A 22,159-nucleotide genomic window follows, 5' to 3' on the forward strand; every position below is an offset into this window, starting at 1 on the left:
AAAGGGGTATTTTTAACCAATGACCACTTCCAATCTCACCGAATCGCCGCGCACGCACTCTGTGACGTTGTGGACGCTCATCGCGCTCATCATCGGTTCCACGGTGGGCGCCGGAATCTTCTCTCTTCCGCAGAACATCGCCTCCGTGGCCGGCCCTGGCGCCATGCTCATCGGCTGGCTCATCGCCGGCGTGGGCATGCTCTCTGTCGCCTTCGTTTTTCAAATTCTCGCGCACCGCAAGCCGCACCTCGACTCCGGTGTGTACTCCTATGTTCGCGCCGGCCTGGGTGACTTCATCGGTTTTACCTCCGGCTGGGGCTACTGGCTGGGTTCCGTCATGGCGCAGGTGGGCTACGCCACCTTGTTCTTCAACACCATTGGCCACTACGTGCCTTTCTTTGACGCCGACCACCGCTGGGTCTCCGCCATCGCCGTATCGGTGTTGTCCTGGGGAATCTTTGCTGTGCTGGCGCGCGGAATTAAGCAGGCGGCGATCATGAACATGGTGACGTCCATCGCCAAGATCGTCCCCATCCTCGCCTTCATCGTCATCCTCGCATTCGTAGGCTTTAGCTGGGACAAATTCACTCTTGATTTCTGGGGTGAGGCCTCCGATAAGTCCCTCTTCGAGCAGATTCAGGGCATCATGCTCTTTACCGTGTGGGTCTTCATCGGCGTGGAGGGCGCATCCGTGTACTCCAAGCAGGCGCGCACGCGTGCCGACGTCGGCCGCGCCACTGTCATCGGCTTCATCAGCGTTCTGGCGTTGCTGGTATCCGTGTCCACGCTGAGCTTCGGCGTGCTTACCCAGGAGGAGCTCGCAGCGCTGCCGGATAACTCGATGGCGTCCGTGCTCACCGCGGCCGTAGGCGAATGGGGCGGCGCTCTCATTTCCCTCGGCCTGTGCCTCTCCGTGCTCGGCGCCTACGTGTCCTGGCAGATGCTGTGCGCGGAGCCGATTGTCATGATGGCTGTCGATGGTCTTCTCCCCCGCAAGATCGGCACCGTGAACATCGCCGGTGCGCCGTGGGTAGCGCAGCTGATTTCTACGCTGACGATTCAGCTCTTCGTTATCGTCTTCTTCCTCAACGAAACTTCTTATAACGCCATGGTGCAGCTGGCCACCATCATGTACCTGCTGCCCTACATCTTCTCTTCCCTTTACCTGGTCCTCTTGGCCGTGCGCGGCAAGGGGCTGACTCACCCACATGCAGGGGTGCGCTTCGATATTTCAGGTCCGGAGGTGAGCCGCCGAGAGAATCGCCGCCACCTCTGCATCGGCCTCGTCGCCTTCATCTATTCCCTGTGGCTCATCTATGCCGCCGACCCGGTTTATGTTCTTCTCGGCGCGCTAGCCGTGGTCCCCAGCATGATTCCTTATGTGGCCACCCGCCTGTACAAGAAAGAGCGCGTGTTCAACACCTTCGAATGGTTCGTGGTAGCGCTGGTAGTTATCGGCGCGGTTGCCGCGGTGTGGGGCTTGAGCACGAGCCGCTTGGCGCTCTAGAAAACCTCGGGCGCCGTGCGGCGCGATAGCACCGCATAGGCGATGCAGCTTGCTATCCACAACACGTGGCCGATAGCGCTGATGACGAGGAAGATGCCTCCAGTAATCGAGGCCGCTTCCTCGTTGCCAAACCACCACGTCGGAACGGTGGCCGGACCGACGTCCCCAAAATCCGGCACGTTGGCATTGCCCACGATAAAGCCGATGAACACCAAGGCCATCGACACCCACGCCCACCCCAGCTTGCTTGTGTAATCACCGCGGATAAACAGCGGGAGCAAACCAAGCAGCACCCAAATGCCAACCAGGATTACTCCGAACATCATCAACATGAAGGTGAGCCAGCCACCGTTCTCACCGCTGAACTTAATCACCAGTGAGACGGGGATGCTGAGCAGCGAGGCAGCCATCCACACCGCCACTAAAACGATTCTGGGATTGGCCCGAGAAATCCCGGCGGCGGTGCTGGCGTCCATTATTTTTCTCCTACGCTAATGACATTCTTCTTAGTCTTAGCACCGCTGACGTCGACGCGCTCGAGTTCGAACATCGAAGCCAAGAAGTCCGCCACCCACTGCAGGAGTTCGATGTCACGCAACTTGGGGTCCGTGACGTTGCGTCCGGCCTTGGGGAAATTGAGCTGGATGGCCTTGGCCGCTGCACGGTAGTTGGAGCCCGGGAAGAGGCGCTTGAGGCGTACCTGCTTGGAATCCGCCAGCTCCACCGGATGGACCTTGATGCGCGTGCCCTGCACCGTGATATCGCTGACCCCGGCCCGGCGGGCCTGGTGGCGCAGGCGAGCCACGGCGAGCAGGCGCTCGACCGGCTCCGGAATGGGCCCGTAGCGGTCCTGCATTTCCTCCACCACATGAGCCAGGTCCGCGTTGTCCTTGGAGGCCGCCAGCTTGCGGTAGACCTCCAAACGCAAGCGCTCGGAGTTGATATAGGACTCCGGAATATGGGCATCCACCGGAAGATCGATGCGGATTTCCTTCGGGCCTTCGTCCGTGACCACGGGAGTCTCACCACGCGCGAGCGCCTTGAAGGTCTCCACTGCCTCACCGACAAGGCGCACGTAGAGGTCAAAGCCCACACCGGCGATGTGGCCGGATTGCTCAGCACCCAGCACGTTGCCAGCACCGCGCATCTCAAGGTCCTTCATGGCCACGGCCATACCGGCGCCCAGATCGTTGTTCTGGGCGATGGTGGCCAGGCGGTCATAGGAGGTTTCCGTCAGCGTGGCGCCCTTCGGGTACAGGAAGTAGGCATAGCCGCGCTCGCGGGAGCGGCCCACGCGCCCGCGCAGCTGGTGCAGCTGGGACAGGCCCATGTGGTGGGCGTTTTCCACGATGAGGGTATTCGCGTTCGCAATATCCAGGCCGGTTTCCACGATGGTGGTACACACCAGGACGTCGAATTCGCGGTCCCAGAATCCTTGGACGGTGCGCTCAAGGACGTCCTCGTTCATCTGGCCGTGTGCCACGACGATTCGCGCTTCTGGGACTAGGTCCCGCAGCTCGCGGGCCTTCTTTTCGATATCCGCAACCTTGTTGTGGATGAAGAAGACTTGGCCGTCGCGCAGCAGCTCGCGGCGGATGGCCGCGGCCACCTGCTTATCCTCATACGCGCCAACATAGGTCAGGACCGGGTGGCGGTCCTCCGGCGGGGTCAGGATGGTGGACAGCTCGCGGATGCCCGCCATGGACATCTCCAAGGTGCGCGGAATCGGCGTCGCGGACATGGTGAGCACGTCCACGCTGGCCTTGAGCGCCTTGATGTGCTCCTTGTGCTCCACACCGAAACGCTGCTCCTCATCCACCACGATGAGGCCCAAGTTCTTCCACTGAACGCCAGTCTGCAACAAACGGTGGGTACCGATGACGATGTCTACGGAACCATCCGCCAAACCGGCGAGAATCTCCTTGGATTCCTTGGTCGAGGTAAAGCGCGAAAGCACCTCGATATCCACCGGGAAGCCCTGCATGCGCTCGCGGAAAGTATCGGTGTGCTGCTGGGCCAGCAAAGTGGTGGGCACGAGGACCGCAACCTGCTTGCCGTCCTGCACGGCCTTGAAGGCTGCGCGCACCGCCACCTCGGTTTTGCCATAACCCACATCGCCGACGACCACGCGGTCCATCGGCACCGTGGATTCCATATCCTGTTTGACGGCGTCGATGGCCAGCATTTGGTCCTCGGTCTCGACGAAGGGGAAATTATCCTCCATCTCCGCCTGCCACGGGGTATCGGGACCAAATTGGTAACCGGGCGCGGCCTGGCGCTTGGCATAGAGTTCCACCAGCTCACCGGCGATCTCGCGCACCGCGGCGCGCGCCTTCTTCTTGGTGTTTTTCCAGTCCGAGCCGCCCATCTTGGACAACGTCGGCGTCTCGCCGCCGGTGTATTTGCTCAGCAAATCCAGCGAATCCATGGGGACCCACAGCTGGTCAGCCGGCTGGCCGCGCTTGGAGGCGGCATACTCCAACACAATGTATTCGCGGCGCGACGTCTCATCACCGGACTGTACGGTGCGCTCGGCCATCTTGAGGAACTTGCCGATGCCATGAGTCTCATGCACCACGTAGTCACCCTGCTTGAGTGCGAGGGGATCCACGCGGTTGCGGCGCTTTGCTGGGCGACGCTTCGCCCCCGCAATATCGCCCACACGGTTACCCGTCAGGTCAGTTTCCGTGATGACGACCAGCGGCAGCGCTTCAGCGTCCTTGAGCTTGCGTACCTTCGGGAACACCAGACCAGCATGGGACAAGGCCTGGTAGAGCGTGACCTCGCCGGGGCTCGGCTCCCAGCCAGGTGTGGCCACCTTCGTGGGGATACCCTTCTCCGCAAAGCGCTCCACCATGCGCTTGATAGCGCCTTGCGCAGGGGCAATGAAGGCGGCACGCCCGCCGGCCGTCGTGTGCGCCAGAAGCTGCGCCATCATGGCATCAATCTCTGGGATATCACCACGCGGAGTTGGTCCGAGCTCAAAGTCCAGCGGCAGGGTCTCCGACTCCGCGGCGGCGAACATCCCCGGCGGGGCAAAAGTCCACAGCGGGGCTTCGATATTCCGGCACGTCGCCTCCAAGGACTCATAGGAGCGATAACTCGACGCCGAGGTATCCAAGCCCTCGGCCGCCAACGGGCCGTCCGCGCCCATCGCGGCGGCCTCCCAGCCAGCAGCCAAGAACTCCGCATCGGTGGATTCCAAGTCTGCAATGCGGGTGCGGATTTTCTCCGGCGCCACAAGCAGTACATGCGTGCCCGGGGCAAGCAGTTCGGGGAGGGTGACAAAGGGGGCGTCGGCAAGCACGGCCAGCACGGCTTCCATACCTTCAGCCGGGATGTGCTCCCCTACCTTGGTCAGAAGCTCTGCCAGCGCTGCGTTGCCCCCAAACTTCTGCGCCAGCTCGCGGGCGCGCGCGGCGACCTCATTGGTGATCGGCAGCTCGCGGGCAGGATAGATAGCGACCTCTCCCACCTCGATCTCGGGGATGGCACGCTGGTCAGCCACGGAGAACTGACGAATATCCGTAATCTCATCACCCCAGAACTCCACGCGCACCGGGTAATCCGACGTGGTGGGAAAAACATCAAGGATGCCGCCGCGCGTGGCGTACTCCCCGCGCTTGGCCACCATGTCCACGTGCTTATAGGCGCGAAACTCCAGCTCCGACAGGATATGCGCGAGCTCGTGCTCGTCCTCTTCCTTCAGGAAAATGGGCGCGCGGCCCTCCACCTTGCTCAGGATGGGCTGACAATACCCGCGGGCGGAGGTCACCACGACCTGGGCTTTGCCCGCCCCCACGAGGTCGAGCACACGCGCGCGCTTGCCGACGATATCCGCGGCCGGCGACAGCCTCTCATGCGGAAGCGTCTCCCATGCCGGGAAGTAAGCGACCTTATCCCCCAGCATGGCCGTCAGCTCCGCGGTGAGGTCCTCCGCCTCGCGCCCGGAGGCGGTCACCACCAGCACCGGTGCGTGGTGCGCCAAGGTACCGATGGCCCAGGGGCGTGCCTGGTCGATGCCAGTAATGTGCAATGAGGCTTCCCCCACTTGGGATGCGAGGCCTTTAAGTTTCGGATCTGAGGCGGCTACTTTTAAAAGCCCGCCCAGCATCGGCGTTGCCACCTACTTAGCTCCCTTCAACTTCGGTGCTGCTTCCATGCCGGAAAGACCATTCCAGCACAGATTTACGATGTGCGCGGCAACTGTCTCACGCGAAGGCTCACGCTCATCCAGCCACCACTGGGCTGTGGTGGCCACCATGCCGACGAGCGCCTGGCCGTAGAGCACCGCCAGCTCTGGGTCGAGCCCGCGATGTTCAAAGGCCTCACCGAGGATGTGCGCGATCTGATTAACTGCTGCGTTCAACAACGTGGAGAAACTACGCTCATCCCCTGGCTTGGAATCGCGCACGAGGATCAAGAAACCATCGGTTTCCTCCTCCACATAGGTCAGCAGGGCGACAACCCCCTGCTCGATGCGCTCGCGCCAAGAACCCGTCTGTAGCGATTCCGTCACGACCTTTTCCAAAGCGACGAGCTCGCGGTCAATGACGACGGCATAGAGGCCTTCCTTGCCGCCGAAGTGCTCATAGACCACCGGTTTGGACACTCCGGCGCGTGCCGCGATGTCCTCCACGCTGGCGCCATCGAAACCGCGCTCTGCGAAGGCCGCACGGCCAATGGAGATCAACTGCTCACGGCGCTCACGCCCGGTCATCCTTTGTCGAACCATGCCTACTACTGTATCTCCCCCATCGGACATGGCCCGCACCAGCTAAAAGTAAGCCGCAAGCAACGGGAACGCGAGTCTTGGCCACCTGTTTAGGTCTGATAAGCACCCGTCGGGTAACATGTCCCCCAGCGCTCATATTATGTGCGCAGTTTCCCCATGGTGTAATCGGCAACACTACGGTTTTTGGTACCGTCATTCTAGGTTCGAGTCCTGGTGGGGAAGCCAATTCGCACAGCCCGTCTACCTGTTTCCATGCAGGTGGCGGGTTATTGCGCTGGCGATACTTCGGAACCTGTGGAAACCGCTCCGGGCACTTACAGACCAACAGGTAATCACAGATGTAGCGCGTCGCATCAATAATATACTCGCCCACTGAGCAGAAACCTTTGACCACGTGGTCGAACGTGAAGATATCCCGTATCTTGACCCCCATGTCCGGTGCCTCTGTTTCACTGCAGGATGAGGATGACAGTGCTGTCCGCGAGCTTGAACACGAGCCGGACAAATTCGCTGCTGACTCGTCACTGAACAAGCAGGAAGAACGAGAAAATCGAGGAGAGGATACCAGTGACTACCCCCGACCAAGTCGCTATGTACACCACCCAAGATGGTAAAGCACACGTAAGACTCCAACTAAAAGACAACGACGCCTGGCTCACCCAGAAGCAGATGGCCGATCTCTTCGACGTCACCACAGCTTCCGTCTCGCACCATATTCAGTCAATCACACGCTCAGGCGAATTAGGTGCAGAAGCTACTTTCAAACAACTTTTGAAAGTACCAGGTCAAACCAGGTCCGTTAATCACTACAACCTAAACATGATTCTCGCCGTTGGCTACCGCGTACGAAGTCCACGCGGCTCGCAATTTAGAAAATGGGCCACAGAAGTTCTACGGGAATACCTCACCAAAGGCTTTGCCATCGACGCTCAAAAACTCAAAAACGATGGTGCTGACACCCACTTCGACGAATTACTTGAAACCATTCGAGAGATTCGGGTCTCCGAACGCCAGTTTTTCCGCAAAATCTGTGACGTCATAGCCGCAACCAGCGCTGACTACCAGGAAAAGAAATCATTTAAAGAAGTCCAACAATTCTTCGCAGGGATTCAAAACAGACTCCACTTCGCCACCCACGGCCGAACCGCAGCAGAGCTAATCTGGGAACGCGCAGACCACACTAAGCCATACGCCGGGCTCACGACGTGGGGCGGAGAATCGCCCCACAAAAGCGACATGGGCATTGCGAAAAACTTCCTTAACGAAGACGAAGCTAGGCGTATGCGCAGGCTCACCACAATGTATTTGGACTATGCAGAAGACCAAGCCGAGATGGGAAAAACCATGCTCTTGAAGGATTGGGTGGAAAAAACGGAAGCCTGGCTCATCTTCAACGAACGCGAAGTCCTCAAAGGATATGGGAAGAGGAAACACGAGCAGGCAGTAAACAAAGCCGAGGAAGAATGGGATGCTTACCAACGCCAACTCGATTCTAAGGTCAACGAAATAGACATGAAAGCTCTAGAAGCCGAAATCAAGACCTTAAAACAGGGCGAGGATTAAAATGATTAATCAGGCACTCCTAAGACACATGATCATCACGCGGTGGCAGTCGCCCAAGACGTGATCGAGAAGCAGGTTAAGCGGCGTAAAGATCTTGGTCCGAAAGTACTAGTGCGGACCGGACAACGTGGCGGGCAGCTGCGCGCCCCGGGCACCGTACATGGTTCGACGGTGCGATGACACGTATGGAGAAAAGCGAAGGAACATATCGAGAAAGCGCTGGACGAGAGCCTTCGGGGGCTGCGTGGAACTGACCGTATTGCGCAAGTGATAGGTTCAAATCCCGCGAGAAGCTATTTTCGTTTTCTGCGGCCACGCCGAAAACCCCTAATTTCGGCTCTCCGCGCGATCGATGCCACCTGCGCCGCAGTGTAATTCAGGGGCGCTACACCTGCTCGCGGAAGCACCCACCCGCGCCAATACGCCATAACTGCCAGGCCAAAGCCCACGAAGGGCGAGACGATCATACCGAGGGCGAACTTATCGAAGTGTGCGAAGGAAGCCATCACGATTCCGGTAAGTACCGCCGGCACGGCATACAGCGGACTGCCGCCAAAGACCGAGGGAATCTGCCCGGAAGCAACATCGCGCACCATACCGCCGCCCACTGCGGTCAGAACACCTAAGAAGACGCAGGCAATAAACGGCATATCGTAGGCCAGTGCCTTCACGCAGCCAGTCGTGCACCACACACCCAAGATGACAGCATCCGCGTGCTCAAGGAAGATCTCCCAGACCTTGCCCTTGAGGTCCATCAAGAAAGCAATAAGCGCACCCACGCATGCCAGAGTGAGATACCACGGATCAGAAATAGCGGCTGCTGGGCCATGAGAGATCAGCATGTCACGGATCATGCCGCCCGCCAGCGCCGAAAAGAGCGCCAGAAAAACGAAACCAATAATGTCGAATTCCCTGCGGCGCGCAATCGTGCCACCGATAATGCCGTTGAGTACCACACCAATGAGGTCAAAGACCTGGTACAGGGAATGGATGAGCGGGTCGACGTCCTGAATCACAGATACTGACCATAGCGTACAGATCACACAATGATGATGAATTTGCTTCAGTTCACACCATCGCTAGCCTCGCGTCGTCCCACAGCGTCTTACTCAAGCGCCTCCAACGGCCGACACTTCCTTAAGTACAGACCTTGAAGGGCATTCACTCTTTGACAGCACGCAGGTGGGCGTCGTGAAGCGCCAAACGTGCTTGGCGACGACCAGGGCAGCGGGTCTGCACTTCCACGTCTGAACTTTTGTGAAACCGATCCCTCCCCTTTCTGTAACGCTCACTGCTGCTCTGATAGTGGAAACGCAATGCTGTGGGTTTACACTGTTAAGAATTTGTTCACTCTCTTCTCTCGAGGTAAGTCATGTCCCCTTACGATGCACAGCAACAGCCGCAACAGGCACCAGGGCAGAATCCTTTTTCCACCACACCACAGCCAGTTAATTACGGCACGGCAGCCCAGTCGAAGACCCCCAAACCTGCATGGTGGATGGTTCCAGCCGCTGCCCTAGTCGGTGTAGCACTTGGTGCGGGCACCACCTACGCATTCACCGGTTCTAAAGAGGAACAGGCTTTCGCAGCCTCTGCAGAGCCAGCCTCTTCACTATCCGGAGAAGCGCACAATGCCGATACCTCAAATACCCAGGAAGACAGCACCACTGGAGGCACCCTGGACGAACTCCCCAAGCTCGGCGAACCGGCCATGAGCGGAAACGAAAAAGTCATTATCGACTCCGTGGAGCTCGCCCCCACGGTCGAGCTGAGAACCGAAGAATTCACCCCCGGGGCACCTGATACCGCGATGGAAGGTCCGCGTAACGACAGCGCACAATTCGTCATCGTTACCGGAACAGTCTCTAATGAAGGGAAAACCCCTTTTAACGCCGACTTCAGCCTATTCGCTTGGATTGCTGACCAGGAAGGTCGGAAATATACCCCTCTCGATGACCACTGGCGGGTTCAAGCCAACCGGGATGTCCTCAACGATTCCGTTGGACCCGGATTCTCCACACCATTTACCTGGGTATTCGAGGTTCCCGGCGACTTCACACCCGTAGCTTTCGCATACGACGACACGGGGGACAACGTGATTGGAAACAGGCTTGCCTCCATCGACGTACGCAGCTAGAGCTGCAAGCGGACGAAACCGAGCCGCAGAAAAAGACAGTTTTCCAATCCATTGAAACCTGGCTTGGTTCTTGCTTAGCCCTGCGCCTCCGGCGTCGCATAGGGGCTGCGGGAGGAATCCACCACCTGGCCCGCGTGCGCGGAGTGCATGGTGGCGGTTTGGTCGAAGACGAGTGCGGCTGGTTTCACGCGCACGTCGGGTTTCTCGCCTTTATTGACCATGACGTACTGCCCCATCATTCCTTCATCCTCATGCAGCAACATGTGGCAGTGGTACATGTACGGGATGGTCTTGTCCGGGAAGTGTCCAAACTCCACCAGCAGGCGCGCGGTGGCCTTCGGCGGAAGGTTCACAATGTCCTTCCACCCGGAGTTGAACTCATTCATCTTCTCATCGCCGTCCCAGTCCAGGACCTTGAAGCGGGCGTTGTGGATGTGGAAGTTGTGCGGCCAATCAGAGTTCTCATTGGTCACGGTCCAGATCTCCGGGGCGTCGTGATCAATGACCATATCCACCCGCGCCATGTCCATCTGCTCACCATTAATCATGAAGGTGTTGAGCACGAACTCACGCTCCGTGAGTCCATCCGTCGACGGGGTCTTCGCCGCGGCGGGGTCCAGCGTTGCCGGCAGGGCGGAGGCTTTCGGCGCGGACTCCGCAGGCCCAGAAATGGTGAGCAGGTCGAAGGAATCCTGGAAGCCGAAATCAGCCGCATCCTTGTCCTTGGGCACCCCAAAGTTATCCTTGCGCGGCACCGAGCGCAGCTGTACTTCCTCGCCGGGCTCCAGGTCCACGATGATTTCGGCACGCTCGCCCGGGCCGAAGAGGAGGGATTCGACTTCCACGGGGGCGTCGAGAAGCCCTGTGTCCGTGGCGATGACGTGGAAGGGGCCGTTGCTCAGCTCCAGTGTGTAGAAGCGCATCGAGGCACCGTTGAGCAGGCGCAGGCGGACCCGGCGCGTGGTGGCGTCGAAGCGTGCATTGGTAATGCCGTTGACCAGAGGCGTGGTACCCAGAAGACCCAGGGTGTTATCGCTCTTCTCATCGATCTGGCCGTCTTCGGTGAATTTCGCATCCATGATGACCAGCGGGATATCATCCACACCGTAATCCTGCGGCAAGTCAAGACCAGAGGCCACGTCGTCATCAATCAGGAACATCCCCGCCAGCCCACGGTAGGCATGCGTAGCCGTGGCCATGTGCGGGTGCGGGTGATACCACAGCGTGGCGGCCGGCTGGGCGATCTCCCATTCGGGTTTCCAAGTCTTGCCCACCTCAATTGGCGAGTGCGGGCCGCCATCCGAGTAGGCAGGCAATTTCATGCCGTGCCAGTGCACCGTGGTCATCTCAATGAGGTTGTTCGTAATTTCCGCGCGGACCTTCTCCCCGCGCTGGGCGCGCAGGGTGGGGCCTAAGAAGGGGCCGTTGAAACCCCACGTCCTGGTGCGGTCGTTGCCGGGGAGGACCTCCGAGTAACCGTCCTGCGCGGTCAGCTTGAAAACTCGCGTTCCGTCAATAACTTCGCCCTCGTCCACCGGCGGGATGGGCAGGGCGCGCGGCTCACCGTCATAGCCCTGTGGCTCCGGCTGATTCTTCGAGGACGATGCAGAGCATGAGCTCAACCCCATCACGGCGGCACCGGCGACGGTGAGCACGGAGCCTTGGACGAAGACACGGCGGGACACTGTGGGACGAGCGGAGATAGACATGTTTTCCAGGATAGAGATCAGGCAAACCTTAGGGCCCGGATAAGGTCGAGTCGGGCTTAAGATCACAGTCATGACTCAGAGCTCGTCACCCTCCCAGGAATCCGCCAACGCCCGCCGCTTCGTGTGGTCGAATGGCCTGCAGGGCGTGGGCGATCAATTGCTCTCCGGCAAGACCGTCCTCCCCTGGCTGTTCAGTGCGGCCGGGGTGCCGGGCTTCTTCACGGGCCTACTGGTCCCCTTGCGCGAGTCCGGCTCCATGCTCCCGCAGGCGGCGCTCACCCCATGGGTGGTGTCCCATCCCGCCCGCAAGCGCCTGTGGGTGCTGGGCTCGGTGGGCCAGGGTGTGTGCGCGGCGATTATCGCGGCGGCTGCTGTGCTTGTTCGCGGCCCCTTCCTCGGCCTCATTGTCTGCCTCGCGCTTGCTGTTCTCGCCGTCCTCCGGGCGCTGTGTTCTCTCACCGGCAAGGACGTCCAAGGCCGCACCATCTCCAAGGGGCGCCGCGGCGTGGTGACCAGCCGGGCCACGCAGCTCGGCGGGGCGGTCACCCTGATTACCGGTGGCATCCTCGCCGTTCTGGGCGAACTCCCGCGCTGGGGCCTGGCACTATTGCTGGCCATCGGCGCGGCCACGTGGTTCCTGGCAGCAGCGGTCTTTCGCAGCATCGAGGAGCCTGTGCCGGAGAACTCCGGCCAGAAGGGGATAAACCGCAGCTGGTGGAAGGACACGTGGCAGCTATACACCCAGGATGCCCGCTTCCGTGGCTTCGTTAACGTCCGCGCCCTGCTGCTGGTCTCCGCCTTGTCCACATCCTTCATCGTGGTGCTTTCGCAGAACATCGGCTCGCAAGCGCTCAGCGGGCTCGGCGGCTTCGTCCTGGCTTCGGGCTTGGCCAGCCTCGTCGGCGGCCGGGTTTCCGGTGTGTTGTCGGATAAGTCCTCCCGCCTGGTCATGTCCTGGGCTGCGGGTGCCGCGGCGATCATCTTGCTGGCCATCGTGGCCTGTGCCGCGTGGGCGCCGACGGCTGTGAGCATGTGGGCCCTTCCCCTCGGCTTCTTCCTGGTCAATTTGGCGCACGCCGCTATCCGCGTGGCGCGCAAGACTTATGTGGTGGACATGGCTGGTGAGGATAAGCGCACCCGCTACGTCGGGGCTGCAAACACCATGATGGGCGTCATCCTCCTCGTCGTCGGCGGCATATCTGCCGTCATTGCACTCGCGGGCCCCTCGGCGGCCATTCTGTTCTTAGCGTGCATCGGCCTGATTGGCGCATGGCGTGCCCGAGCGCTCCCGGAGGTGTCACACGGGAAGTAGGCAGCACGCGTTATGATGAAACACAGTAAGTCCTGACCCCCAATCACAGGAGAAGCACACACTCGTGGCTGAAGTAACTGACTGCGCCGCCATTGTCCTGGCAGCAGGCGCAGGTACCCGCATGAAATCCTCAACCCAAAAGACGTTGCATGAGATTGGCGGGAGGTCACTTCTCGGCCACGCCCTCCACGCAGCCGCCGGCCTGAACCCGGAGCACCTCGTGGTCGTCGTGGGCCACCAGCGTGATCAGGTCTCCCCTGCTGTCGATGCCATCGCCGAGGAACTGGATTGTGCAGTATCCCAGGCCGTTCAGGAGGAGCAGAACGGTACCGGCCACGCCGTGCAGTGCGGCTTGAGCGCTCTACCGGACTTTAACGGAACCGTCATCGTGACTAACGGTGACGTTCCACTTCTGCGCCCGGAGACTTTGCGCCAGCTGCAGGAGGCCCATACCGGCGAGGGCAATGCCGTAACAGTTCTGTCCATGACGCTGGAGGATCCCACCGGTTACGGCCGCGTGCTGCGCGCCGAGGATGGATCCGTCACCGCCATCGTGGAGCAGAAGGACGCCTCTGAGGAACAACGAAAGGTGCGCGAGGTCAACTCCGGCGTCTTTGCGTTCGACGGTGCCGTGCTTCGCGACGCTTTGACGAAGCTCAACTCCGATAACGCCCAGGGCGAGCTCTACATCACCGATGTGCTGGAGATCGCCCGCGAAGACGGCCACCGCGTCGGCGCGCACGTCGCTGCCGATCCGGAGGAGCTCTCCGGCGTCAACGACCGCGTGCAATTGGCCGCGGCCGGTCGCCTGCTCAACCGCCGCGTGGTTGAGGAAGCCATGCGCGGCGGCGCCACCATCGTTGACCCCGACACCACCTGGATCGGCGTCAACGTGACCATTGGCCAGGACGTCACCATTCACCCCAACACCCAGCTGTGGGGTGCCACGACTATCGCCGATGGCGCCGAAATCGGCCCCGACACCACGCTGACCAACATGCAGGTTGGTGAAGGCGCACATGTGGTGCGCACGCACGGCTTCGACTCCGTCATTGGCGGCAACGCGCAGATTGGCCCGTTTACCTACATCCGCCCCGGCGTCATCGTGGGTGAAGAGGGCAAGCTGGGCGGCTTCGTCGAGGCAAAGAAGGCACAGATCGGCCGCGGCACCAAGGTGCCTCACCTGACGTATATCGGTGACGCCACCGTGGGCGATTATTCCAACATTGGTGCTTCCTCCGTCTTCGTCAACTACGACGGCGTCAACAAGCACCACACCACCATCGGCAGCCACGTGCGCACCGGATCGGACACCATGTTCATCGCCCCCGTCACCGTCGGTGATGGCGCTTACTCCGGTGCGGGTACAGTGATTAAGGACGACGTTCCTGCGGGAGCGCTCGCGGTCTCCGGCGGCAAGCAGCGCAACATCGAAGGTTGGGTGCAAAAGAAGCGTCCGGGCACGCCGGCAGCAGAAGCCGCCGGCAAGGCACAGGACGCCGAGGCTGACGAATAGACCACTAACTAACAACAAGTAAAGGGATATCTACCTATGACTGGCAAGGTTACCGGCAGCAGCAAGAACATGATGCTCTTCACTGGGCGCGCTCACCCAGCGTTGGCTGAGGCTGTGGCCAAGGAGCTCAAGACCGATCTGGTTCCAACCACCGCGCGCGATTTCGCCAACGGTGAGATCTTCATTCGCTTCGAGGAGTCCGTCCGTGGTGCCGACTGCTTCGTGATGCAGTCCCACACCCAGCCGCTCAACAAGTGGCTGGTGGAGCAGCTCATCATGATTGATGCGCTCAAGCGCGGCTCCGCTAAGCGTATTACCGCCATCCTGCCCTTCTACCCATACGCACGCCAGGACAAGAAGCACCTGGGACGCGAGCCTATTTCTGCCCGCCTGGTGGCAGACCTGCTGGCCGCTGCCGGCGCCGACCGCATCGTGTCCGTGGACCTGCACACCGACCAGATTCAGGGCTTCTTCGATGGCCCGGTCGACCACATGCACGCGATGCCGATCTTGGTGGACTACATCAAGTCCAAGTACCCGCTGGACAACCTCGCTGTGGTCTCCCCCGATGCTGGCCGCGTGAAGGTGGCGGAGAAGTGGGCGCACGAGCTTGGCGACGCCCCACTCTCCTTCGTTCACAAGACCCGCTCCACTACCGAGGCCAACAAGACGGTGTCCAACCGCGTCGTCGGTGACGTCGAGGGCAAGGACTGCATCCTGCTCGATGACATGATTGATACCGGCGGCACCATCGCGGGCGCTGTCCGCGTGCTCAAAGAAGCCGGCGCCAAGTCCGTGGTTATTGCGTGTACCCACGGTGTCTTCTCCGACCCGGCCCGCGAGCGCCTGTCCGAGTGCGGTGCTGTCGAGGTCATCACGACCGATACCCTGCCGCAGTCCACCGAGGGCTGGGACAACCTCACGGTACTGTCCATCGCCCCGCTGCTGGCCCGCACCATCCACGAGATTTTCGAGAACGGTTCTGTGACCACGCTGTTTGAGACTCACTAGATTTGGTTCTGCGACAACGCTGCTGCTAAAATTTTGTGCGTCTCGGCGAGGGAGAAATCCGTTATCGACGCGATAGCACAAGTTAAGCAGTGAATCTTGTATTAAGCCTGCGATGACTCGTCCAAGACGTCCATCGGCAGGCTTTTGTCGTATCTACACGGTCCTACAACAGCCCTTGCCGCACAACGATACTTTAAGGAGATTTACTTATGGCTTCTGAGCGCCCCGTACTTAAGGCTGAGGTCCGTTCTGAGTTCGGCAAGGGCTTCGCTCGCCGTCTGCGCGCTGCAGGCAAGATCCCGGGCGTTGTCTACGGCCACGCCGTCGACGTTCTGCACTTCGCCGTTGACCGCCTAGAAATGACCGCACTGGTCCGCAACCACGGTGTCAACGCCGTGTTCGAGCTGGAGCTCGAGGGCGAGCAGCACCTCGTCATGGTCAAGCACATCGACCAGAACGTCCTGACCTTCAACATCGACCACATCGACCTGCTCTCCATTAAGCGTGGCGAGAAGGTTGAGGTCGAGGTTCCGGTTGTCCTCGAGGGCGAGCCGGCTCCGGGCCTCATGTCCATCCAGGATGCCGACGTCCTCCTCGTCGAGGCAGACGTACTCAACATTCCGGAAGAGATCGTCGTGTCCATCGAGGGCCTCGAGGACGGCACCGTGGTCACCGCCGGCGAGGTTTCCCTGCCGGAGGGCACCACCCTTGCTGCCGAGGAAGACACCGTCATCGTCTCCATCTCCGAGCCGGAGGTTGATGAGGACGTCGAGGCTGCCGCTGAGGCTGCTGAGGAAGGTGGAGCTGAGGCTGGCGCCGAGTCCGCCGACGAGTCCGCTTCCGAGGAGAAGAAGGACGAGGAGTAAACCTCCCCTCCCCTCCCCTATCTAGTGCACCGCGTCCGTTTCCCTGCTTTCGGGGAGGCGGGCGCGGTTCGCCGCTTTTCGCCCCTACGCTGTTTAGAATGGGCAGCGTGACTTCTTCTCCCTTTCTCGTCGTTGGTCTAGGAAACCCCGGCCCGAAGTACACCGGTACCCGCCACAACATCGGCTTTGACGTGGCTGATGAACTAGCCCACGAGCTGTTCGCTTCCTTTTCCGTTCATAAGAAGACGAACACGGATGTCGCCGAAGCGCGGCGCGGGGACAACAAGGTGATCGTCGCCAAGCCGCGTTGCTTCATGAACTTGTCCGGCGGACCTATCAAGGCGCTCGCTCAATATTTCTCTGTACCCGCTGATCACATCATCGTGGTGCACGATGAACTTGAGCTTGATTTCGCCACCATCAAGCGGCGCTTAGGCGGCGGGGATCACGGCCACAATGGCCTGCGCTCCACCACGAAATCTCTGGGCACCAAGGACTACCAGCGCCTTTCAGTCGGCATCGGCCGCCCGCCCGGGCGCATGGACCCAGCCGCATTTGTGCTTAAAACATGGAACAAGCAGGAGGCGCAGGAGGTCCCCATCATGTGCGCCGACGCGGTCGATGAGATTCTTCGCGCGCTAGACTAACTGCCATGAAACTCGCTACCCTCCGCACCAGTTTTGGCACCTGCGCTATCCGTATTGACGGCCCCAACGTGGGCACCGAGCTGGATTATGAGGACGTAGGAGAACTGCTCGCCAGCCCCGATTGGCACAAAGCTGCGCAGCTCTCCGGTGAGCCCGTGGTTTTCGACGACGCCGACCTCGCCCCCGTCATCCCGAACCCAGGAAAGATCATCTGTGTTGGCGTCAACTACGCCAAGCATGCCCGTGAGATGGGCCGCGAGCTGCCTACACAGCCCACGCTCTTCATCAAGTTCCCGGAGGCTCTGACCGGGCCCTTCGACGATGTCTATGTGCCGGACTATGCCACGAAGAAGCTGGACTATGAAGGAGAGCTCGCCGTAGTCATGGGCCGCCGCGCGCACCGGGTGAGTGCGAAAGATGCGCTGGATTACGTGGCCGGCTATGCCATTATGAACGATTACACTCTGCGGGATTATCAGCGCGCCACCACGCAGTTCCACGCCGGCAAATCCTTCTACCGCACCGCTGGTTTCGGACCATGGTTGACCACGACTGATGAATGGGCCCCGGGCAAGGCCGCGCGGCTAGTCACGACCGTCGATGGTGAAGTCCGCCAGGACGATAACACCGATGACCTCATCTTCTCCGTGGCCGAGCTCATCGCCTTCTGTTCCTCCCTCTACCCTCTGAATCCAGGCGATGTTATTGCCACCGGAACCCCGGAAGGCGTGGGCTTCGCGCGCGGCGAGGAAGCACTGCTTGGCGACGGCTCCCGCACCCGCATCAGTATCGAAGGGCTCGGCGCGATTGAGAACACCACGCGCTTCGGCGAACCTCCCGCTGCCGGGGGCTGCGGCGAAGGCTGTACCTGTCACGGTCGTTAACATTCCGCCGTATCCAGGATCTTCAGCGAAAACTGACAGGCTTCGTTAGGGTGGGGCACCACACGTGCCCGACCGACCAAGAAGGATGAGCCTCAATGACTCTTAGCTCCCGCTTCACCGCCGCCGGCCTCGCACTATGCGCCAGCACCGCGCTGGTTGCGTGCTCTTCAGATAAAGAGGCCGATCCCGCCCCGACGCCGACTCCCGCGACTGTGGAAACCGTGACGGAAACAGCCGTTGCGACTGGCGCGGACCAGGGCGATGTTGATGACGACGATGACCGCGATGACGACGCGCAGCAGCCTGCAGACACGGCTGCTGCCGCGGACGCCGGAAATGCAGAGAATTCCGGGAAGCTCACCGGCGATGACGCATTCGAGAAAGCTTTAGCCCATGCCGGCGTTGATGCCCAGGCCGTCACGGAGAAGGAAGTCGACTACGACGATGGTGATGACGGCAAGGGCCCGCACTGGGAGATTGAATTCAAGGCGAATGGCCAGGAACATGAACTCGACGTCGACGCCGCCAGCGGCGCGGTTACGGAACACGAGGTTGACTAAACACCTGCCAATTCGCCCTACTTCCCTAGCCCCCGCGGTTAGGTATTCTCCCAGCTAAGCGGTAAATTTAGAGGTATGAGTTCACAGTCTAAGAAGTCTGCCACCAAGCCGCCGAAGCTAGACAAGCAAGCCTATGAGGACGAGCTCAAGCGCCTCCAAGCAGAGCTCGTCGAGATGCAGCAGTGGGTCGTTGAGACCGGCGCCCGCGTGGTCATCATCATGGAAGGCCGCGACGCCGCCGGCAAGGGTTCCGCCATCAAACGCATTACGCAATACCTGAACCCGCGTACCTGCCGCATCGAGGCGCTGCCGAAGCCCACCGACCGTGAGGCGGGCCAGTGGTATTTCCAGCGCTACATTGAGAAGCTGCCCACCGCCGGCGAGATCGTCATCTTCGACCGTTCCTGGTACAACCGCGCCGGCGTGGAGCGTGTCATGGGCTTCTGTTCCCAGCAAGAATACGTGCGCTTCCTTCACCAGGCTCCGCTGCTGGAGCACATGCTCATCGAGGATGGCGTCATCCTTCTTAAGTACTGGTTCTCCGTTTCTGATGAGGAGCAGCTCGCACGCTTTAAGTCCCGCCGCAACGATCCGCTGCGCCGCTGGAAGCTCTCCCCCATGGACTTGCAGTCCATTACCCGTTGGGAAGACTACTCGCGTGCCAAGGATGAAATGTTCGTCCACACCGATACCCCGTCCTCCCCGTGGTACACCGTGGAATCCGAGGACAAGAAGCGCTCGCGCATCAACGTGATCAACCACATCCTCAAGATGGTTCCGTACCAGCACGTAGAGCAGGATGTTCCTGAGATCCCAGATCGCCCCGAGCTCGAGGCCGAATACGTACGCCCGCCGCGCAATGAATTTGCCTACGTACCAGATGTCGCAGCCGATTTGGAGCGCGACAAGGTCAACGGCAACGGCTCCGGCAAGAAGCAGGGAAAGAAAAAGAAGGGCAAGAAGGACAAGAAAAAGAAGTAGTACTTTCGGCATGTACTACCATGGCCGTCTATGAGCTCTTCCCGCACCGCGCGTACCTTCCTGTCCTCGGTGCATTTGGGGGACGCGCTACTCGCAGGAGTCGCGGGGCTCGTAGCGGCCTTTTATTGTGCCTTGGCGTTTTCCTCTTCCGGAACGGTGGAAGTACTCGAGGCTCTCTTGTCGCTGCTGTTCATACCGTTCTTCCTCGTGTGGCGCTCGAGGCCAATCGTGAGCGCAACAGGATTCCTAGTTCTGCTCCTGGCCTGGGCTGTCATATGGATGAACCAGCTCCCCACCAATAGCGGCCTCACCCCGTGGGCGCTGACCGCCCCCCATGGCCGTGTACACCACCTCGCGGTACATCACCCAGAGGCTGGTTCCGCGGGTGGTCCTCCTCATCACCGCACTCGGTACCTTTATCTCCCCCTTCATGTGGCGCATCGACACTGAGACTTACCTTCTGCGCTATGAGGTAGACACACCCTTCCTTGCCATGGTGGTGGCCCATTGGGCAGTGCTGGGCAGCACGTATTTCATCGCTGCCCGGTATTTTGACCGTGATCGCCAACGGGAGATACTAGCCCGCGAGCGCTTCCACCAGGCACAAGAAGAAGAACGCCTCCTCATTGCACGGGAACTGCACGATGTCCTTGCCCATTCCCTCACCCTGATTAAGGTTCAGGCTAATGCAGGCATCGTTGCAGCGAATACGGACTCCGGCGCGGCTGAAGAAGCACTTCTTTCGATCCGCGATAATGCGGATACCGCCTTGGGCGAGGTTCGCGGAATCGTCGCTGCCTTGCGCTCACCCGGCCCCACGGCTCTAGAGCCTGCTCAACAACTTGAGCACATCGAAGGAATCCTCGAAGGCTTCCGCGCTGCCGGGCTGAAAGTCGACGCAAACCTCCCAGCTGAATACGCCGTGCCGTCGTTGGTGCAGATGGCATTGGTGCGCATTACCACGGAGGGCTTGACGAATGCTCTGCGCCATCAGGGCGTCGGCACGCATGTCGTGGTTGAGCTTGTACTTGATGACGCCGCCGCGCTCACCCTCATCTCCACCAATCCTCATCCCACGCCAAGCAACGTCGCGGGCAGCGGCGTGGGCTTAGTCGGAGTGGCGGAACGAGCTCGTTCGCTTGGCGGTCGCCTCGACTATTCCGGCGATGCTCATTCCTTTTCCTTGCACGCACAGATACCGATGAAGGAGACAATGGATGCAACCCAGCAGCTCTAGAATCCGCGTCTTGTTGGCCGATGATCAAGCAATGCTGCTCTCAGCACTGTCTACCATCCTCACTGCGCAAGAAGACATCGAGGTCGTGGCCACCGCGGCCACGGGGGCGGATGCCGTGGCAGCAGCAATAAGCCACCACATTGATGTGGCTATCCTCGACATTCGCATGCCTGGCATGGACGGCATTGCAGCGGCGCAAGCCATACTCGAGCGCAAGCCCGAGTGCCGCATCATCATGCTCACCACATTCAATGATGAAGAGCTCGTGGCGCGGTCCATCTCCGCTGGCGCCCACGGCTTCCTGCTGAAGGATGCCGACCCAGAGGTTCTTGTGACCGCCGTTCGCAACGTGGCGCAAGGAGAATCGGTGCTGGCCGCCGAGGTAACCGGCCCAGTGCTGGAGGCTTATCGCTCGGCGCTGACGCGCGAAAACCTCAGCGCCCAGGAACGCCAAGGACTCAGTCTTGTAACGCGCCGCGAGATGGAAGTGCTTTCGCTCATCGCGCGTGGTGCTACAAATGCGGAGATAGCCGCCGACATGGTCATCGCAGAAACCACGGTGAAAACTCACGTCTCCGCGCTCATGTCTAAACTCGCCGCACGTGACCGAGTGGCCCTCGTTCTCTTAGCGCAGCGTGCTGGGGTTGCCTAAGCTCCTACCACGGTAGGAGGTCTGCTCACTGAAGACCATCATGCAGGCGGATTCCTTTATGATGAGCCCCGGCGATACTGCATTTTATGAATTGCGATATCTCTTTTGAGCACATCTCGAAGTCTTTTGGTCGGCAACGAGTCCTCGATAATGTTTCCTTCCACATCTCCCCTGGCCGCGTGCATGCGCTCCTCGGGCGCAACGGGGCAGGAAAATCGACAATCTTCTCCATCCTCTTAGGCCTCCTGCCTCCTGACTCGGGCTCCATCAGCGTGGCGGGCCAACCTTGGAACCGCAATGTGCTTCGCCGCATTGGTGCCTCAGTGAACGGGCCAGCCTTTTATGGTCATCTGTCTGCCGCGGCGAATCTTCGCGTTCACGCTCGACTTCTGGGGCTTCCCGACTCTGAGATTGACCGGGTTCTCTCCATCGCTGGGCTCAGCGGCGTTGGCTCCAAGAAGGCGAAATCCTTTTCCACTGGTATGAAGGCCCGCCTAGCGTTAGCGCAAGCTCTCCTCGGCGATCCAGAGGTTCTTGTTCTTGATGAGCCCCAGAATGGCCTCGATCCCCAAGGAATCATGGAATTGCGAGAGCTACTACAACAACTAGCCGCGGCTGGGCACACCGTTATCGTCAGCTCCCACCAGCTTGGAGAGGTACTGCACCTTGCCCATGACATCACCGTCTTGGCCGAGGGCACGATTCGCTATTCCGGTTCCTTGCAGGAGCTAGCTCCACGTGGTCAGTTGGAGGAAGAATTCTTCCGACTTACCTCACCGAGCCACCCCTCCCAAGCGCCTACCAACCGGGAAGGAGAGTCACGTGCCTAAGCACACTACTGC

The 22,159-nt window shown here is 60.2% G+C and carries 19 protein-coding genes and 1 tRNA gene; 15 read left to right on the forward strand and 5 right to left on the reverse strand.

Translation table 11 applies throughout. The annotated features are described in order from the left end of the window. The first annotated feature begins 19 nt into the window (after positions 1-19). Positions 20-1,507 (forward strand): amino acid permease, encoded by a 1,488-nt coding sequence (locus HMPREF2792_RS02405; protein WP_070530563.1) that lies wholly within the window; start codon positions 20-22, stop codon positions 1,505-1,507. Here the strand turns inward: HMPREF2792_RS02405 and HMPREF2792_RS02410 are convergent. The 3 genes from HMPREF2792_RS02410 to HMPREF2792_RS02420 are packed head-to-tail and all read right to left on the reverse strand — an operon-like array spanning position 1,504 to position 6,242. Beyond that, positions 1,504-1,983 carry a hypothetical protein gene (locus HMPREF2792_RS02410; protein WP_070530565.1) on the reverse strand — a complete coding sequence of 160 codons (480 nt, stop codon included), beginning with the start codon at positions 1,981-1,983 and terminating at the stop codon, positions 1,504-1,506. The genes HMPREF2792_RS02405 and HMPREF2792_RS02410 overlap by 4 nt on opposite strands. Next, positions 1,983-5,621 carry a transcription-repair coupling factor gene (mfd, locus tag HMPREF2792_RS02415; RefSeq protein ID WP_070530620.1) on the reverse strand — a complete coding sequence of 1,213 codons (3,639 nt, stop codon included), beginning with the start codon at positions 5,619-5,621 and terminating at the stop codon, positions 1,983-1,985. Before mfd ends, HMPREF2792_RS02410 begins: the two co-directional genes overlap by 1 nt. A gap of 12 nt (positions 5,622-5,633) precedes the next feature. Further along, positions 5,634-6,242, reverse strand: a complete 609-nt coding sequence (locus tag HMPREF2792_RS02420; protein WP_070520882.1) for a TetR/AcrR family transcriptional regulator — start codon at positions 6,240-6,242, stop codon at positions 5,634-5,636. A gap of 150 nt (positions 6,243-6,392) precedes the next feature. On the opposite strand from HMPREF2792_RS02420, the gene HMPREF2792_RS02425 reads away from it, so the two are divergent. After that, a tRNA-Gln gene (locus tag HMPREF2792_RS02425) sits at positions 6,393-6,467 on the forward strand. Between the two features lie 342 nt (positions 6,468-6,809). After that, on the forward strand, positions 6,810-7,805 hold the full coding sequence (rhuM, locus tag HMPREF2792_RS02430; RefSeq protein ID WP_083306369.1) for a RhuM family protein: 996 nt from the start codon (positions 6,810-6,812) through the stop codon (positions 7,803-7,805). Between the two features lie 293 nt (positions 7,806-8,098). On the opposite strand, the gene HMPREF2792_RS02435 is transcribed toward rhuM, so the two are convergent. After that, positions 8,099-8,818: a trimeric intracellular cation channel family protein gene (locus HMPREF2792_RS02435; protein ID WP_198530285.1), complete on the reverse strand. Its 720-nt coding sequence runs from the start codon at positions 8,816-8,818 to the stop codon at positions 8,099-8,101. 359 nt (positions 8,819-9,177) lie between these two features. Here HMPREF2792_RS02435 and HMPREF2792_RS02440 point away from each other — a divergent pair, with 359 nt between their 5' ends. Beyond that, the gene (locus tag HMPREF2792_RS02440; RefSeq protein ID WP_118781200.1) at positions 9,178-9,942 is read left to right on the forward strand and encodes a DUF4352 domain-containing protein; all 765 of its coding nucleotides are present in this window, start codon (positions 9,178-9,180) and stop codon (positions 9,940-9,942) included. A 74-nt stretch (positions 9,943-10,016) separates the two neighbouring features. Here HMPREF2792_RS02440 and HMPREF2792_RS02445 read toward each other — a convergent pair whose 3' ends face one another. Beyond that, a complete protein-coding gene (locus HMPREF2792_RS02445; protein ID WP_070530572.1) occupies positions 10,017-11,651 on the reverse strand; it encodes a multicopper oxidase family protein in 1,635 nt (544 codons plus the stop codon). 70 nt (positions 11,652-11,721) lie between these two features. Between HMPREF2792_RS02445 and HMPREF2792_RS02450 the strand changes: the two genes are divergently transcribed. The 11 genes from HMPREF2792_RS02450 to HMPREF2792_RS02500 all read left to right on the forward strand — a co-directional run bounded on the left by HMPREF2792_RS02450 (position 11,722) and on the right by HMPREF2792_RS02500 (position 22,147). Next, entirely contained in the window at positions 11,722-12,963 is a 1,242-nt protein-coding gene (locus HMPREF2792_RS02450; protein WP_070530574.1) for an MFS transporter, read from the forward strand. 64 nt (positions 12,964-13,027) lie between these two features. Further along, positions 13,028-14,479, forward strand: coding sequence for a bifunctional UDP-N-acetylglucosamine diphosphorylase/glucosamine-1-phosphate N-acetyltransferase GlmU (gene glmU, locus HMPREF2792_RS02455; protein ID WP_070530575.1), 1,452 nt, complete (start codon positions 13,028-13,030; stop codon positions 14,477-14,479). Positions 14,480-14,515: 36 nt separating this feature from the next. Next, on the forward strand, positions 14,516-15,490 hold the full coding sequence (locus HMPREF2792_RS02460; RefSeq protein WP_070520869.1) for a ribose-phosphate diphosphokinase: 975 nt from the start codon (positions 14,516-14,518) through the stop codon (positions 15,488-15,490). 209 nt (positions 15,491-15,699) lie between these two features. Continuing rightward, complete coding sequence (locus HMPREF2792_RS02465) at positions 15,700-16,356, forward strand: 50S ribosomal protein L25/general stress protein Ctc (protein ID WP_070529222.1); 657 nt, start codon at positions 15,700-15,702, stop codon at positions 16,354-16,356. Positions 16,357-16,454: 98 nt separating this feature from the next. Next, positions 16,455-17,003 carry an aminoacyl-tRNA hydrolase gene (pth, locus tag HMPREF2792_RS02470; RefSeq protein WP_070530576.1) on the forward strand — a complete coding sequence of 183 codons (549 nt, stop codon included), beginning with the start codon at positions 16,455-16,457 and terminating at the stop codon, positions 17,001-17,003. 5 nt (positions 17,004-17,008) lie between these two features. After that, positions 17,009-17,887 carry a fumarylacetoacetate hydrolase family protein gene (locus HMPREF2792_RS02475; protein WP_070530578.1) on the forward strand — a complete coding sequence of 293 codons (879 nt, stop codon included), beginning with the start codon at positions 17,009-17,011 and terminating at the stop codon, positions 17,885-17,887. Positions 17,888-17,982: 95 nt separating this feature from the next. After that, complete coding sequence (locus tag HMPREF2792_RS02480; RefSeq protein ID WP_232748433.1) at positions 17,983-18,447, forward strand: PepSY domain-containing protein; 465 nt, start codon at positions 17,983-17,985, stop codon at positions 18,445-18,447. Between the two features lie 75 nt (positions 18,448-18,522). Continuing rightward, entirely contained in the window at positions 18,523-19,428 is a 906-nt protein-coding gene (ppk2, locus tag HMPREF2792_RS02485) for a polyphosphate kinase 2 (protein WP_070447108.1), read from the forward strand. 334 nt (positions 19,429-19,762) lie between these two features. Then, positions 19,763-20,665, forward strand: coding sequence for a sensor histidine kinase (locus HMPREF2792_RS02490; RefSeq protein WP_232748434.1), 903 nt, complete (start codon positions 19,763-19,765; stop codon positions 20,663-20,665). Then, the gene (locus tag HMPREF2792_RS02495; RefSeq protein WP_070447113.1) at positions 20,646-21,317 is read left to right on the forward strand and encodes a response regulator; all 672 of its coding nucleotides are present in this window, start codon (positions 20,646-20,648) and stop codon (positions 21,315-21,317) included. Before HMPREF2792_RS02490 ends, HMPREF2792_RS02495 begins: the two co-directional genes overlap by 20 nt. Positions 21,318-21,403: 86 nt before the next feature. Beyond that, a complete protein-coding gene (locus HMPREF2792_RS02500) occupies positions 21,404-22,147 on the forward strand; it encodes an ATP-binding cassette domain-containing protein (protein WP_070530580.1) in 744 nt (247 codons plus the stop codon). Positions 22,148-22,159 lie beyond the last annotated feature (12 nt).

Source organism: Corynebacterium sp. HMSC068H04, assembly GCF_001811255.1.
GTDB classification, from domain to species: Bacteria; Actinomycetota; Actinomycetes; order Mycobacteriales; family Mycobacteriaceae; genus Corynebacterium; species Corynebacterium hesseae.